The 14,612-nt window shown below is 39.2% G+C and carries 18 protein-coding genes and 1 pseudogene; 2 read left to right on the top strand and 17 right to left on the bottom strand.

Annotated elements, in window-relative coordinates:
• The 3 genes from AB4114_RS34770 to AB4114_RS34760 form a co-directional block, all read right to left on the bottom strand.
• A partial coding sequence (locus AB4114_RS34770) for a Dabb family protein (protein ID WP_441992518.1) occupies positions 1–218 on the bottom strand: 218 nt, incomplete at its 3' end.
• Positions 219–335: 117 nt separating this feature from the next.
• Positions 336–749 (bottom strand): DUF1572 family protein, encoded by a 414-nt coding sequence (locus AB4114_RS34765; protein ID WP_441992517.1) that lies wholly within the window; start codon positions 747–749, stop codon positions 336–338.
• Between the two features lie 157 nt (positions 750–906).
• Positions 907–1,407: a DUF4871 domain-containing protein gene (locus tag AB4114_RS34760; protein ID WP_441992516.1), complete on the bottom strand. Its 501-nt coding sequence runs from the start codon at positions 1,405–1,407 to the stop codon at positions 907–909.
• A 673-nt stretch (positions 1,408–2,080) separates the two neighbouring features.
• On the opposite strand from AB4114_RS34760, the gene AB4114_RS34755 reads away from it, so the two are divergent.
• Complete coding sequence (locus AB4114_RS34755; protein ID WP_441992515.1) at positions 2,081–2,314, top strand: hypothetical protein; 234 nt, start codon at positions 2,081–2,083, stop codon at positions 2,312–2,314.
• Between the two features lie 224 nt (positions 2,315–2,538).
• Here the strand turns inward: AB4114_RS34755 and AB4114_RS34750 are convergent, their stop codons facing one another.
• From AB4114_RS34750 to AB4114_RS34730, 5 genes and pseudogenes are all read right to left on the bottom strand, one after another.
• The gene (locus AB4114_RS34750; RefSeq protein WP_441992519.1) at positions 2,539–2,772 is read right to left on the bottom strand and encodes a YxiJ family protein; all 234 of its coding nucleotides are present in this window, start codon (positions 2,770–2,772) and stop codon (positions 2,539–2,541) included.
• Between the two features lie 97 nt (positions 2,773–2,869).
• Positions 2,870–3,985, bottom strand: a complete 1,116-nt coding sequence (locus tag AB4114_RS34745) for a hypothetical protein (RefSeq protein ID WP_441992514.1) — start codon at positions 3,983–3,985, stop codon at positions 2,870–2,872.
• A 518-nt stretch (positions 3,986–4,503) separates the two neighbouring features.
• Complete coding sequence (locus AB4114_RS34740) at positions 4,504–5,982, bottom strand: Lsa family ABC-F type ribosomal protection protein (protein ID WP_441992513.1); 1,479 nt, start codon at positions 5,980–5,982, stop codon at positions 4,504–4,506.
• 711 nt (positions 5,983–6,693) lie between these two features.
• Positions 6,694–6,867: pseudogene (locus tag AB4114_RS34735) on the bottom strand (small acid-soluble spore protein H); the annotation flags it as partial.
• A gap of 152 nt (positions 6,868–7,019) precedes the next feature.
• Positions 7,020–7,523, bottom strand: a complete 504-nt coding sequence (locus AB4114_RS34730) for a hypothetical protein (RefSeq protein ID WP_441992512.1) — start codon at positions 7,521–7,523, stop codon at positions 7,020–7,022.
• Between the two features lie 450 nt (positions 7,524–7,973).
• Here AB4114_RS34730 and AB4114_RS34725 point away from each other — a divergent pair, with 450 nt between their 5' ends.
• Positions 7,974–8,291 carry a hypothetical protein gene (locus AB4114_RS34725; protein ID WP_441992511.1) on the top strand — a complete coding sequence of 106 codons (318 nt, stop codon included), beginning with the start codon at positions 7,974–7,976 and terminating at the stop codon, positions 8,289–8,291.
• Positions 8,292–8,519: 228 nt separating this feature from the next.
• Here the strand turns inward: AB4114_RS34725 and AB4114_RS34720 are convergent, their stop codons facing one another.
• The 9 genes from AB4114_RS34720 to AB4114_RS34680 all read right to left on the bottom strand — a co-directional run.
• Positions 8,520–8,990: a YdcF family protein gene (locus tag AB4114_RS34720; protein WP_441992510.1), complete on the bottom strand. Its 471-nt coding sequence runs from the start codon at positions 8,988–8,990 to the stop codon at positions 8,520–8,522.
• 169 nt (positions 8,991–9,159) lie between these two features.
• Positions 9,160–9,315: a hypothetical protein gene (locus AB4114_RS34715; RefSeq protein WP_441992509.1), complete on the bottom strand. Its 156-nt coding sequence runs from the start codon at positions 9,313–9,315 to the stop codon at positions 9,160–9,162.
• A 35-nt stretch (positions 9,316–9,350) separates the two neighbouring features.
• Positions 9,351–10,445, bottom strand: a complete 1,095-nt coding sequence (locus AB4114_RS34710; RefSeq protein ID WP_441992508.1) for a serine hydrolase domain-containing protein — start codon at positions 10,443–10,445, stop codon at positions 9,351–9,353.
• A gap of 73 nt (positions 10,446–10,518) precedes the next feature.
• On the bottom strand, positions 10,519–11,295 hold the full coding sequence (locus AB4114_RS34705; RefSeq protein WP_441992507.1) for an ABC transporter permease subunit: 777 nt from the start codon (positions 11,293–11,295) through the stop codon (positions 10,519–10,521).
• Positions 11,292–12,197: an ABC transporter ATP-binding protein gene (locus AB4114_RS34700; protein WP_441992506.1), complete on the bottom strand. Its 906-nt coding sequence runs from the start codon at positions 12,195–12,197 to the stop codon at positions 11,292–11,294. The genes AB4114_RS34705 and AB4114_RS34700 overlap by 4 nt, the downstream gene beginning before the upstream one ends.
• On the bottom strand, positions 12,194–12,394 hold the full coding sequence (locus AB4114_RS34695; RefSeq protein ID WP_441992505.1) for a PLD nuclease N-terminal domain-containing protein: 201 nt from the start codon (positions 12,392–12,394) through the stop codon (positions 12,194–12,196). The genes AB4114_RS34700 and AB4114_RS34695 overlap by 4 nt, the downstream gene beginning before the upstream one ends.
• Positions 12,395–12,419: 25 nt before the next feature.
• Positions 12,420–13,121, bottom strand: a complete 702-nt coding sequence (locus AB4114_RS34690) for a YhfC family glutamic-type intramembrane protease (RefSeq protein ID WP_441992504.1) — start codon at positions 13,119–13,121, stop codon at positions 12,420–12,422.
• Positions 13,122–13,518: 397 nt separating this feature from the next.
• Positions 13,519–14,142, bottom strand: a complete 624-nt coding sequence (locus AB4114_RS34685; protein WP_441992503.1) for a TetR family transcriptional regulator — start codon at positions 14,140–14,142, stop codon at positions 13,519–13,521.
• 255 nt (positions 14,143–14,397) lie between these two features.
• Positions 14,398–14,612: GNAT family N-acetyltransferase (locus AB4114_RS34680; protein ID WP_441992502.1), on the bottom strand; the 215-nt coding region annotated here is incomplete at its 5' end.

The raw sequence follows: 14,612 nt of genomic DNA, 5'->3' as shown, positions 1-14,612 counted from the left end.
CCATATGAACGCAGCGACGCGAGGTCTTCAAACGTTACCCGTAATCCGAGAGTATAGCCCTTAATATTTTCCGTTTCTTCAGTTACGTTGATGCCTGCACTTATATCCAATATCCCGGGGATACGATCCCGAAACGATAACAATTGATCCAGCAATTCCTGTTGCTTGATTGGTGTGACATTAGTATTGAACTTGAATACAACGAGATGTTCGTACATCGCTAAATTGCTCCTTTTTAAGCTTAGTGTTGTGGTGCTATAGTTCTTACGTTAGTTTAGTCTGCTTCCACTAGATTGAAAGCCAATAATATAAAGGATTCCTGTCACCAGACTGCATTAATCGTAATTCCAAATGAGCCGTCCCTTTCTTATCTTGGCAGCATAGATGATTTGTCCACTATGAAAATGAACCAATAACTCAGGTCTGGATTTGAGATGTTCAAGATATTTTATAAGTATATCAAAAGCATCCATGGTCTTTTTTAAAGCTTGTTCTTTAGACATTTCTAGCCCTTTTTCAAATTCTCTATGCCTATCTCTTACGTCTGGAATATCCAGCAGAATAGTTTCGATTCGAGAGTGAACCGCACCTCTAATATGGGCAATTAGGTTAGCAATGCTATTACTTTCCGATGTTGGGGAAGAAGTAATGTCTTCTTGGGACAATTGTTCAATGGCTTGAAGTGTCCATTTCTTTTCTGACCTAAATTTAACTAGCATACTTTCAAGTAGCTCTAAGGCGATCTCCATTTAGAATCCTCCCAGTAATTAGGAATATGTATAATCATATCAAACGAATGTTCCCTAATTCAATCTTTACTTGAACGAATAAAAAAAGAGCAGCCGCGAGGCAAGCTCCTTCACTATCGTTTTTACGTTAGTTTAATATTGGATTAAAATAGCAGCATTAGTGTACTTCTATAACCACGCTACCGAATAGCTTTTCATCTACATAAGCTTCTAGTCTCCATAAACCTTTTGAAGGTAAAGTCATCGTTGAAGGCATTTTACCTGCCTTATCATTATCTTTTATATTTGTATTTGGAATACTAATACTACCTTCAAATACATTTACTTTCTCTCCAGTTTGTTTGCTAACTCCAACAATCTTTACTTTTTTACCAAATAAATTTTGCGTTTCTTGTGGTGTATCATCCCAAAAATGCCACATATACTTTTGTTTTTTCCCAGGATAAAACCGATCAACCTCTTGATCGTTATAAATGAATCCTATTTTTCCTTGTTCACCTAACAGCATATAATTATCGGCTTTAAACATACTACTTATTTGCCATGATTCGTCTTCGTTTAATACTTTTGGGGTTTCCTTGGTTATTACGGTGGTATCAGTTTTAGAACAACCGATTAAGAACAACAGCAAAACTATAAATCCTAATTTCAATCTCATAATGTCACCTCCTGTAATTGGATGAAATTTTTGCACGCTGTGGCTCTAAATATATCAATATTACCACATCTCGATTTTCGGGACATAAGGGTGAATGGATTCCTACAAAGAGAACCATAATTATGTATTGTTCTGCTACTATGGAGAACATATCAATTTCATGTCTTCCTTCGGAAATCTGTGCAACTTCTTGTCTTTCGAAAAGGACAAGAAGTTGTATCCATAAAAATAAAAAACCGCGTAAACCGCGGCTTCTTATACATATATGTTCTTGTCCTTCTACATCCGAAGCTATTGTTGGCTGCTTCCCTGCTACTGAAATGCTTCTGCAAATTCGTTGTAACTGCTGAAGAAGTTTTACAAACGATTTAAGTGGATTTAGCAGCGTGATTATGTCGGAAGTTCTTATTGTGTTTTGTTTCGGCAAAAGTTGATCTGGCGCTATTGCCCCGTTCCATCAAATTAAATGACTTATTCATTGATTTGAAACACTCTAAACCGACGGTTATTCTTCATTTCTCCAGCAAAGTCCCCATTGTTCTGAGAAAATAAGTATTAGACTGACCCCTAGAAACGGAACAGCAGCAGTCATGGACGTGAAAATAAAGTCCTAGACTGCTGCTGTTTTGTTGAAGTAACGTTCATCGTTAGTTTAATGGATAATAGCATTTCAATGCAAAAAAATCATGGGGTAACTCTGAAGAGTTTCTCTGAATGGGGACAAAAACAGTGGTCTAACCGTAACAAAATGGAGGTCGAAGCTGTTGCCGTGATGTTAAGTTGGGCACTTTATGGAGCCGCTATGCATTGGATGCAAAATCAAACTACACAGGCAAAAGATTATATAAATCAATTGGTGCAATTAATGAAAAATGGTATTCAATTGGACAATGCAATGTCTATATGATTTGCTAACATTCCCCATTATTCTTCCAGATACTTTAATGAAAAACGGCAGCTGACCATAAAGTCAGTTGCCGTCGTGTTGTTCTATTCAACTATCGTTCGCCGTTAGTTGAGCATGCAAATTCCTCTCCATAATCAAATTGCTTTAGGAGTCCACCAAATAGGGTTTCGATTAATTCATTAAATTGTTCTGTATTCACTCGTATACCCCCAATAATTAACATTTCATATTAGTAGCAATGATCGCATGTGTGAACAAGTTACTACATTGAAAGCTAATTGTAATAGCTCAATTTGTCTTTGCGGATTTTTTTCTTCATTCCCAGCTAAAACGTAACTTAAAGTTCCTGCTGCGACATTCATACAGTATGTGTTAAAATCACCTACCAAGAAGTTTTCACTATCCGGCAGTCTCATAAAATCAGAGCGGAAATCAGCCTGAACCTTTTCATTTTGCAGTTGTTAGATCTCATTATCCAAGAATAGTGACACCTCTTTATAAACATTGTTAATCCGATTGATTGCCGTCAGTTATCTCGTCGTTGAGCTAATCTCATTAATCAAGAAAGTTTACCTTCCATACATTGGTACCCGCCTGCTTTCGAACTCCAATAGCCATAACTCCTGTTCTGTCCTCGCCCTCCACTGCTGTTACATAATACCTTGCACCAATAATTAAACTGCTAGAATCCGTGGCGGAGGATGGGGGATCCACACTGTAATAGTATATTTTCCGGTCAGTTTCCCACATCCAATTGTAAACATTAATGAATTGGTCCCCCTCCCACAAAGTAGCGAGAACCTTGCTATCATGGTTCTGCCAAGCATCTAGAAATTTTTTAATTACCTTAAGTGCGTCCGGATCACCTTCTAGACCAAGGATGGAGGTCGTTTCGAACCGATGCCAGCTGGCTCCATTGTCAGTGGTTTCTATGTATTCAGTTACTATTCCCCCATCAATTTTATAATCAGTCCGGACGGTCCCCCGGCCATCACTGCCTATGTAAGGAAGATAACTCACTCCCGAATCAAAACCTTTTTTGTGAGGCAAATTCACCTGCTTCCAATTGACTCCCATATCCTCTGTCCTGTAAAAAGGAACCACCTCCGCCATCTTTAGCGAAGAGGTGATAAAACCCTTCCCGTCCATTTGAATGGACATGCTAAGAACCTCCCCTCCTATCATCTCCGTCAAGTCCGCAGCCCGAATCCATTCCTCACTGCTTTGGTTAGAACGGTAAAGCGTTTTACGAACCATTCCATTGCTTTCTGGTTCTGATTGCAGCAAGATCCATGAGTTACCCTCTTGATGGAACGAAGCTTGAATATGGTCCGGCGACACCTGTACCTCCCACTCATCCAGGGTAGGTAAAGGGACTGAATTCCATTGTTTGCCTCGATCATCAGTTCGATACAACTGAAGTCCCTTTTGGATGGAACGGTCAACAGTCCAACATGTCAGGTCCCCTTCGTGATAATAAAATAACCGATTACCGTCGGTCAGTGGCATAGGGAACCCTTCCAACACAACTGGGGTGAGGGCAGGATCCTGTGTGGAGTTTACTACAGAAGTATCCAATGGAATGGTGATGGCTATGGGAGCAGCATCTTTGCAGCCCGCCAACAACACCGTAATAAATAGAATGTTTAGAAAAACGGTAATGCATTTCATTGTAAACCCTTCCTCCTTGTAGAAGCTTATCCAATTAGAAACCAAACTCCGTTATCTCAATCGATTTTAAAAGTAACAAAGAGTCCACTGAAAAGTGATAATTTAGCTAATTTCAAGTTAAACGCATCCCCTAACCCTTACACTTTTATATTACTATATATTGGAATTTAATTGGCTGTTACTTGAATGAAGAAAAAGGAGCTGCCGCGATGCAGTCTCCTCCACTAAAGTTTCTCGTTAGCGGAATGAACTAGAATTTCACTATCTCTATTTTGAAATTTGAATAGCTGAAATATTACCATTTTCACCCATTTAAAATATTTCAGAAAATATTCAACGTATGCTGCTCGCTATTATCGTTGAATGAAAGACAGCTGCCGATACATTTTCGGCAGCTGTCTTGTTGTTCAAGGCACTCTTTATTTTCAAGGAATTAGTATCATTTAAACATTCACCAATTCGTTGCTGTACAATATTTCCACTAGAAGTAACTACAATATGCAACTCTCCAAGTATACCTATAAGGTTACCGTTTTCGTTGCAACTTTTTCTCTGAACGTCAGATCATGCTCAACAAAAACCATTGTTGGATTAAAGCTTTTAATAAGTTCTTCAATTTGTATTCGTGAATAAACATCAATAAAGTTTAGAGGTTCATCCCAAATATATAAATGAGCTTTTTCACATAAACTTTTAGCAATAAGCAACTTTTTCTTTTGTCCACCAGAATAGTGAGATATATCTTTTTCAAATTGAATACGGTCAAAATCCATCTTTCGTAGAATAGATTTAAATATCGGTTCATCAATCTGATTTTCTTCAATAAAGTCTGATAACTTTCCCATTAAATGAGAGGTATCTTGCTGTACATAAGAAATGACAAGACTTGAACTAACGCTCAAAGTACCTGTATGATGGAGCGGCATTCCTAGAATTAGTTTTAAAATACTACTTTTTCCGCTACCATTCTTTCCATCAAGCACTACCCGCTCTCCTGCTTCAACATAGAAACTTATCGGCATATTAACTATTTCACCTTCATAGCTAACAGACACGTCTGTTAACTGAATTAGTTCTTTAGATTTGTACTCTAATGGCTCTAATTGTAGTGACTCCGTTTTTTCCACATTTTTTAGCAAAGTTGACTTTTCTTCAATAGCTTTATTTTGCCTTGATTCCAGGTTCTTTGCACGTTTCATCATTTTTGCAGCTTTATGTCCTACATACCCCTTGTCCAATTTAGAACCAGAATTCGTTGTACCATTTTTGGAAGCTTCTACTTGATTTGACCAATTGGCTGAACGTTTTGAAGATTGTTGCAACCTTCCAATGTCTTTTTGTAAACGCTCATTTGTTTTTTCCTCATGCTCCTGCTGTCTATCAAAATTCAGCTTCCAAGAAGAATAATTACCACTTTGAACTTCGATATTGGCTCTATTTATTGACAAGATGTGGTCCACACAGCCATCCAAAAAGTTTCTATCATGTGAAATTAAAATGTATCCTTTTTTCCTTTTTAAATAATTGGAAACGATCTTTCGTCCATTGATATCTAGGTGATTGGTTGGCTCATCAATTAATAAAAATTGCCCTTCATTCAAAAAAAGTGCAGCCAGCAAAACCTTCGTTTGTTCCCCATTCGATAAAGTTTCGAAAGGTCGGTACATCACTTCAGCATCAACATCTAAATAAGATATTTCACGAAGATACTCCCAATCTTCTGCCTGAGGACATATCTCTTCTAATATTTCATATGTGAATCTGCTTTTATCCGAGACTGGATATGGAAAATATTTAAATTCAACTGAAGAAATAATAGTTCCGTTGTATTCATATTTTTCTAATAATAGATTGAAAAAAGTTGTCTTACCTCGACCGTTGCGACCAATAAATCCAAGCTTCCAATCCGTATCTATTTGAAAGCTAACATTTTCAAAAATAGGATCAAAGCTGCTGGGATATGAAAATGTCAGGTTTTGTACATGAATCATTGACATGGTAGGTTCCTCCTTTTTATAACACACTATTTCTTTATAAAAAGTCGGTTCATATCCATCTATTCTCATTTACTCCGTATAAGTTAAATGGATACTAACGACTTATACGGAGTGAATCATGTGTAACAACCGTTTCAGTACTCATATGCTCCCTCCTTTATAAAATTCTAAATCGCTGTTCGTGGGACGAAGAGTGTAAAACTATCGCAGTAAAAAATAAAGAACTACAAGAAAGGTACCTTTCTTGTAGCTCAAATAAACGAATACAGAATCTAACCCATTTAATGGGATAGATAAAATTATTTGAGTGAAGAGAATAAGTATCTTTCTCGCTTAACAAAGAATAAAACATCTCAGCTTATGTTTTATCATTCGTAAAATAGCAAGAAATATTACATTATCCTTCTCATCTCCCATTGATTTATTAAATAATATCCTAACATAACATATTTCACATTTCAACTTTGCAACTTGTAGGCTCCAAGTGAGGAAGGATTTATTAAACAATTCTGTCCATTAGTTGAGAAAAGGCAGCGGTCCGATTTGGTCCGCTGCCTTCTCATGTTCATATTCAACTCTCGGTTGCAAAAGGTTAGTATTTGATATCATCATCAACTGTTCCCTTGCTCTACACGTCTTTTTTACTTCTTTCAACTATTTAGTCGATGGGCATATCATTTTAATGTCTTCCAGCTCTAACATTTGAGATCTCTCGACTAAACTGCTTAATGGGACGCTTTGCTCGTTTTCTGGTTTATCCAAAGGATAAATTCTGGCGGTTTCATTCTTTTCGTCGACATGTTGGATGTAGATTGGTGTTCCGTTATAAGTGACATCAATCATTGTAGGTGAAACTGCAATCTCTTGTGCGCGTTGATTGTTCATTTTTTGGCCTCCTTCACGTACTAGTTACATTATTTGTATATGTGAAAGGATGTATTCATAGAAAGGCAGATACTTAACTATCGTTATCCGTTTGTTTAGTTCTTACACCGTCTTTGGATTTACATAACATCCCCTTCACTATGGAGAGTAAATTAGTTATTCATTATAGAACCAACCCAAACATCTCCGACTTTAACGCTATACGTTCTATCTGAATCTCCATCATTAAGATGAATTGTTTCGACTTTATAAGCCTTACATTTAATAGCAACTACTTCGCTTTCACTCATCCAACCTCGCTGGATATTGTCAATTAGATCGCTTTCTGTGTAAACGTCGGTATCAATATGTAGGTACCAATCGAACATTTCTAACTTTTCTCTCAGGTAAGTATACTTATGAAAAGGAAATTGTTTTTCTTGACTTCCAACATCAAATGTTTTGTCGTAAAAGTGAAGACAATCTTTATAAGCAGCTACCAACTGCGAATTGATGATGAATGGGTCAAATATCCATAACTTTAGATAAAAATCTTCATCTAGTTTTGATAACTTCTCATGCCAGATTCGATAAACATCCAACATCGCTACAAGAAGAAGCCGATTGTACCAAACAAGAGGATTCCTGCGTTGGTTGGCTAAAATGGGTGAATCCAAAGTTTTGCATAATCCCTTTGGTACTGATGTAGATGTTCTATGTCTAAATCAATAACTCGTTTCTTCCACTTTTAAATTTTTTTGACGTGTTTTTTCCAGCCTCTAATTTTTTTCTTTTTGCTTATGAACAACTATAACCCTCCAAATAAGAAATCTAATGAGATGTATTCGCGAAGGTTTTTGAACGCCTTCCTACGGTGAGAAAAGGCTACCGATCCACACACATCCTTGTTTTGAAGAGGTCTAAATTACCTATGACTATCTCATCATGACCACGCTCTACTGCCCGATAGCTTAACGGCATCATGGGGCACTGGCGAAAGTACTTCGTTAGGGTAAAATAGCTTCCACCCCCATTTGTCGTGCGGATCGAAATATCAGTTATAATAGAAACAAAAGTTAGTATCGTTGATTGAGACCATGAACGTCAAAAAACTAGGGGTTGGAGTGTTGAAAAATCATATAAGAGTAAATGGAAGATTGCTTCAAACCAACAAGAAGTTTTCCGCTTTAAAGCTGAGACAAAAAGAGTGGATCGCTTCCTTACTAAGAAGTAAAACGATCTCTTTGATATTCGAGCATCAACGACAATTAACACGTCTAGAACGCGAACGGTTATTGCAGGAGACTTTAATTGCAATAGAGCAAAAAGGAATTTGGATACCTGATTACGAAGTCCGTGGTTATTTTGACAGCAGGGTTCAGCGATATTATAAATCATTTTACAAACAACAGGCTTTATCTGAAGATAATTCTTCATCCAATTGAGAATGGAATTGAAAACTACCTACATCAATCCCATTGTTTATCGGTTAAGGCAGCTTTTACTGGTCGAATACTATTCTGCTCGTAAATACAGCAAGGCTGCCGATGATCGGCAGCCTGTTTTAACATTGTGCTATCGTTCTTGCGTTAGCGTAGCTAGCCATTTGATCCGAGTTGGAGTATAGCGGGCCTGAAATATTTCCCTACCTTCTCAAGCTCATTCATTACGTATCATATTCTATCTTCATCTAGAAACCAGTTATCCTTGGAAGTACCTGTCTTGTCAATCACTGGACTTACATAAAAAATTGTCTCTCTTGGAAAAATAATTTGATATGTTAAAAGTGCTCTACGTGCGTGATAGTTTTTACAAACCAATACTACTTTTTTAGGGTTTAACCCTTTCTCTTGTAATACTTTTAAAGAGAATCGTGCATTTTCAAAGGTATTAGTTGCTTTATCTTCTTGAAGTATTGCTTGTGGAGGTACACCTAACGACACCCCTACATTTCGCAAAAACTCCCATTCAGTTGTTTCTACATGTCGGGTGACACCACCAGAAGGCAGGATCAACGGAGCGATACCTTGCTGATATAACATTGCGGCTCTTTCCAGTGAAATGGAAAAGACATATAAAAATCTCCCTTCTAACCATACAGGATAGATTAATTCATTTTTTGTCTGAAGTTTTTCAAAAAGCACGACTTATTACTTGACCATGATACTCCAATACGTCTAAAGCCCTTATTCGTTCAACCTGGCTTAATGAAGAAATATCCGCCCATTTATATTCAGAATGTTCGGAACTAAGTTTTATTTCCGCATCCTCTGGTAAGGAACATCGAAAATTTCAACTTGTGCATTAATACTACTACGATAATAAAATCCCGCGATTTACGCGGCCTCTAATGTCACCCGACAGCAGCAGCAACCCAAATAAGCCAAGCGCACTACAGAGTCGCTTGGTTAGAAACTGTAGCACCTCTGTCTTGTCGTACGACAACTTGGAGAGTACGTAGTTAATCATCCTGCCCCCTTTCAAAAATAGTAATCCTTGTATTACTAAATGAACTTTTGCCAGAACCATATGCCTTTTCCAAAAACGATGGAAGCTAATTCTCTCGTCAGCGCTTTCGAATTGGTTTCCATTTGATTGCTCAAAACGAGAATGGTTAGGTCATCGTCAATGTATCTGGCAAGGTAATTGCGAAAGCCGTTCGGATACCCACCCGAATGGCTGACATTACGGTGTCCGAATGTTTCGAGCACATACCAGCCATAACCGTATTTGTAAGGGAAGCTTCTGGAATAAACGGTATACATTTTATTTTGTGTTTGTGATTGTAACAGTTTATTACTTTTTAAAGCCTGATCGAATAAATAAATATCCTGTGCAGTCGATGTAATATCTCCTGCTGCAAAAGCGATCGATGGGTCCGTTTTTGGGCCAGGCTCCCCTTTCACATAACCCATTGCCATTTCGATTGGATTTTCAACGGTGAAGGAAGAGTCGCCCATGCCTGCTGGCTTAAATATATTCTCAGTAATGTAGTCTTCGTATGACTGACCCGATACTTTTTCAACAATCATCCCCAGTAAGAAAAATCCGGAATTGCTATAACTGAACTTTTTGCCAGGTGTGAACTTTATTGGTTTGTCCTTAAACAAATCGACTAGCTCTCCCTTTGAGTACTTGTGGTCAAGTTCGAACTCCTTCGTCTGAAAATAATCAACATACCCTGAGGAGTGGCTCAATAGATGATGAAGCGTAATGGACTCACTGTTCGGAAGATCAGGATAATATTTGCTTAATGGATCTTGAACGGAGAGCAGTCCCTTTTCTTCCAGTTGCATGATCGCTGTAGCTGTAAACGTTTTTGAAATGGATGCGATTCTAAATTTAGTATTCGGCTGATTAGCGAGGCCTTCCCCCTTGTTGGCCATTCCATACCCTTTTTCCATGACAATGTTACCGTCTTTGGCAACGAGAACGATACCGCTGAAGTTTTCCTTTTTGGCCATGAATGTATCCAATTTCTTTTGTAGATCCCCCGGCAGTTTAGATGGATTGGAGTATCCGAACAATAATACCGCTGCAATCGATACTATAAGTAGAATAAATAAACTATATAAAGTTCTTTTTAGTATTTTTTTCACAAATTATCCTCCTGAAATCCGCTATTTGTGTAAGTTGTTCGTAAAGTCGCATGACTCGATTCAATTCCATTCATCATGCTTTAGTCCACATACGTCTTGAAGCGGCCACAGCACCCGCTAATAATACGACAATAAACACGCTGGATAGAACTATCGCTAACCACATATTCTCCCCCCCTTGACCTTTCAGCAGGATTTGCCCCGCTTCGCCTGTCAATCGGCTCGGACTCCACTTCATCGTATCACCAAGCACCTGAGTGAGAATAGCAAGAACGGCGGCTAACGCTAATGAAATAAAGGCTATTCCTCCAGTTGATTTCAGAATAGAGCTAAGGAGAAGGGTTATCGTATTAATGAACATTAGCCATAAAGAGAAAATCAAATAGCTGGTCCATACCAATTGAAAGGGGATACTATCGAAAAGAACACTAGTATAATACCAGGTTCCGAACTGCCCAAGCCCAACAGCCGCTAGTGTAATGACATTCATCCCAGACCACTTCGCCAGAATATAGCTCGTGTGCGACACCGGCTTAACCAGCACCATGATGACCGAACCGGACTGCCGTTCTGCAGCAACGATCCCCATGAAGGAAAGAGCGAGCACGAGCAAGCCAAGCGTCCCATATTGAGACAAGGACTTCACCATAATTTCTTCAGATGTTGGAAGGGGAATCAGCTTTGCTGCGTCTGCTGCAACCCCTCCTGCCTCCAATATTTGAGGCATATAATAAGAGGTAACCGGATTCGATATTCCAAGAAACAGAAACACAAGAGGAATCCATAACCATTTATAATTGCGTGCACTCTCCAGCATTTCCTTGTGAAACAAAAGTGTCCACGTACTCATGCTTGCACCGCCTTCATAAACAAATCTTCCAACGAGGAATTACCAACCTCGAAGCTCTCAACTTCCATTCCTAAGTCGGCTATCTCCCTTAAAAGGGATTGCCTCGCCTCAGGTATGCTGGTAACCTGCAGGGTAATCCTGCCATGCTGGAAATTGATTTCTTTTACGAATGCCCGATTTTGTAAGCCTTGAATCCACTTCGGAAGGGCATTTCCGACTTTAATTCGAATCTGCGGCTTCTGATGATTTAACATTAATTGTTGCAGATCTCCCTTCACAACAATACGCCCTCGATTCATAATGATGACATCGTCGCTTATTTCCTCCGCATCATGCAGGACATGGGTGGAGAAGAGAACCGTCGTTTCCCGCTTCATTTCTCTCAGAAGCTCCATGACTTCCCGACGTCCCTGCGGATCAAGCGCAGACACCGGCTCATCAAGAATAAGCAGCTTAGGACGATGAATGATCGCTTGTGCCAATCCGAGCCGCTGTTTCATCCCTCCGGAATACCCGCTGATTTTACGTTTCGCCACTCCCTTCAAACCTACGCGTTCCAACAGTTCATCTGCTCGGCTTACTGCTTCTTTCGACGATATTCGAGCAAGCTTACCTGTAAATTCAAGAAATTCTTTGCCGCTCATCCAATTAAAGAACGAAGGGTATTGCGGCAAATAGCCTATCGACTCCCGTAGATCTTTCTGAGCTTCGTCCGTAAATTGGATTGTTCCAGAAGAAGGCTCCAGCAACCCGGAAAGCATCTTTAAAGTCGTTGTCTTACCTGCTCCATTAGGACCCAGAAGAGCCATACAACGACCCTGTGAGATGTTAAATGATAAACCATCGACAGCGGTACTCGTTCCAAACCGTTTGACTAACCCGCTTATCTCAAGCAAACTCACGATTCACTCTTCCTTCCAACTGTAAAGTAAACAATCGAACCAAGTATATTACCTAGGAGAATAACGAACACCCATAACAGCTTCGGTCCTCTTGTCGTTTCTCTTCTGTACAAGTCCACAAACGCAATATTCATTAGAATAAGTTGAATCACTACGATAGGCAGTATAACGACTAGATTAAGATCTTGTAATTGCATGATAATTCCTCCAATTGAAATGTAATTAGATGAGCAGAATTCCTACGATTATTGTCGTGATGCCGATAGCTGCAATGAACAAGCTAGACCTTCCGATCGATCGAGCAACCAATTTTACTGTAATCATGTTTACCGAGCTATGCAGCGGAATAAGCAGCATAACCGACCAGGGATAGAAGGCGACAATCAACGTGCATCCAATATGGAAAGCGGATGCCCAAATTCGCTCTAGAATTCCCCACAAAGGGCTGGCTTGAATCGTGCCCTGCGCTTCAAGAAGCTGCTTTGCCTGTAACGCCTTCTCATCGGTCCGATTCGCAAGTGTTGCGATGATAACGATATTCACCATTACGAATATCACTTCTATAGCCGCCCAACCTTGGCCAATCGAGATCGCCCAGGATGATGATGCGGATGTAACCGCCAATAGGACAAGCCTTGCGCTTTCCTCCAGCACCCCTGAGCTTGCGACGATGATGTTCTTCGCTCTTTCCTGAGGCATTCTCATAACAAGCGCACTCAGTGGCCCCCTCAACATCAGCGCGATGAACCAACCAAGCGCCCCTAGTCCGAATGCATTCCATTCCATCTTATAGCCTAATGCCCAAAAACCGAACCAAAAAATGAGAGGAACTAGAATATACATCGGTAAAAAAAGGAGCGATCTTCTCGTTGCATGATTGAAGCTTTCAAAATTTGAATCTTGATTCTGGACTGTCGTGCTCATTGTTCTTGTCTCCTTCATTTGTCTTTTGTTGCCCAATATCGGCTTCAGGAATGACAATCGTTGAAATCAATCATCGCCTTCTCCCCCTCCGGCCCAATTTCCGCATACTTCTGGTATCGCTCCTTCATTTATAATCATCTGAACCTTTTTTGATTGAGGATTTCTAACTAGAATTGTGATAATAATTCCTCCTAGCGTCTAAATAGACAAAATAACTAAATGGAACAGATGATTTCCGTAACATCCTCCCTCTCACACAGCACTTTCAGATCATCTAGAACGAGATGAATGCCTTCAGGATCAACTGATTAACCATGCAACACACTCCCGGAAAATAAATGAACCGCGTGTCATTTATTATAAATGACACGCGGTTCATTTTCAATGTATTTTACCATTATTTCTCTGAATTTGCTCCAAGCAAGACCATCAACTGAATTGTCAATTGATGAATTTGCTGTACAGCATCCGTTTGCTGTGATCCAAACGCCAAACTATGCAGCATTATACCGTCTAGACAAGACATCATATATTTCACGATTTCATCCACTGATTGAGTTGGTTTGAATTCCCCTTTTTCTACGCCCCTACGAATCACATCAATAAATATTGCAGTCACACGGATGTGCCTATTCACAAAAAAATCCCGCACTCTCTGCTCTCTCCACCCTGCTGTACAAAACTCATAGATTGCAGGCACTACGCTATCTACAAGACTATCAATCGATTGACTTGTCTCTTGCAAATAACTTGTTAGTACACCTCGTACGGATTCATGATTCTCTTTTAGCAACGTCGACATTTGCTTCTTAAGCTGAGAATCTACATAATCGATTAAAGCAAAAAAGATAGTCATTTTATCCTTGAAATACAAATAAATCCAACCCCGACTCATCCCTGCTTCCTCAACAATGTCCTTCAGCGTCGCTTGTTCATACCCTTTGCGTTTGAACACCTCTGACGCTGATAACAGAATTTGTTCAATCCGTTGCTCCTTATGTTCATCAGAGACTTTTGGCATAACCGCATCACTCCATATCAGTACATTTATGTGAAATTAAAAAGCTTAATTAATATCTAATTTCAATAGCATGTCCCTAATCAAAGCATATTCACTATATTCATCCTCCAATAGAATAACGTCCAAAATACAATAAAGTAATTCGAGTATAATTGGTAACCGTTAACAGCCCTTTAGCTGAGAAGACTACCTATATGCTACTGTCGGCAGCCTTCTTCTGTTTTATTGAGCTAAAGTACCCGTTAACAGTTTCCCTTACTTTACATCCTTATCATGAATAACGCCGAACATTCCTGTCATTCCTTCATGCTTTTTAAAGCCGTATTTATTATAAAAAGATTCTTTACCTTGTGCTGCAAACAAACCGACAAATGATTTTTCGGGAGCGTTTTCCTTTAAGTATTCTTGGATAGTTTCCATTATTAATTTGCCTATTCCTTTGTTTTGATGCTCAGGTAAGACTGCTATAT

Origin of the sequence: Paenibacillus sp. 2RAB27 (assembly GCF_052115445.1) — a bacterium.
Taxonomy (GTDB): domain Bacteria; phylum Bacillota; class Bacilli; order Paenibacillales; family NBRC-103111; genus Paenibacillus_E.
Note: the sequence above shows the minus strand (reverse complement) of the source record. Positions and strands in the feature narration are given on the sequence as shown.

Bases quoted from the DNA above. Each gene is read 5' to 3' on its own strand.
- AB4114_RS34685 (WP_441992503.1), bottom strand. From the start codon at position 14,142: ATGCCAAAAGTCTCTGATGAACATAAGGAGCAACGGATTGAACAAATT.
- AB4114_RS34740 (WP_441992513.1), bottom strand. From the start codon at position 5,982: ATGTCAATGATTCATGTACAAAACCTGACATTTTCATATCCCAGCAGC.
- AB4114_RS34690 (WP_441992504.1), bottom strand. From the start codon at position 13,121: ATGAGCACGACAGTCCAGAATCAAGATTCAAATTTTGAAAGCTTCAAT.
- AB4114_RS34745 (WP_441992514.1), bottom strand. From the start codon at position 3,985: ATGAAATGCATTACCGTTTTTCTAAACATTCTATTTATTACGGTGTTG.
- AB4114_RS34765 (WP_441992517.1), bottom strand. From the start codon at position 749: ATGGAGATCGCCTTAGAGCTACTTGAAAGTATGCTAGTTAAATTTAGG.
- AB4114_RS34755 (WP_441992515.1), top strand. From the start codon at position 2,081: ATGCAAAAAAATCATGGGGTAACTCTGAAGAGTTTCTCTGAATGGGGA.
- AB4114_RS34695 (WP_441992505.1), bottom strand. From the start codon at position 12,394: ATGCAATTACAAGATCTTAATCTAGTCGTTATACTGCCTATCGTAGTG.
- AB4114_RS34705 (WP_441992507.1), bottom strand. From the start codon at position 11,295: ATGAGTACGTGGACACTTTTGTTTCACAAGGAAATGCTGGAGAGTGCA.
- AB4114_RS34715 (WP_441992509.1), bottom strand. From the start codon at position 9,315: ATGATTAACTACGTACTCTCCAAGTTGTCGTACGACAAGACAGAGGTG.
- AB4114_RS34760 (WP_441992516.1), bottom strand. From the start codon at position 1,407: ATGAGATTGAAATTAGGATTTATAGTTTTGCTGTTGTTCTTAATCGGT.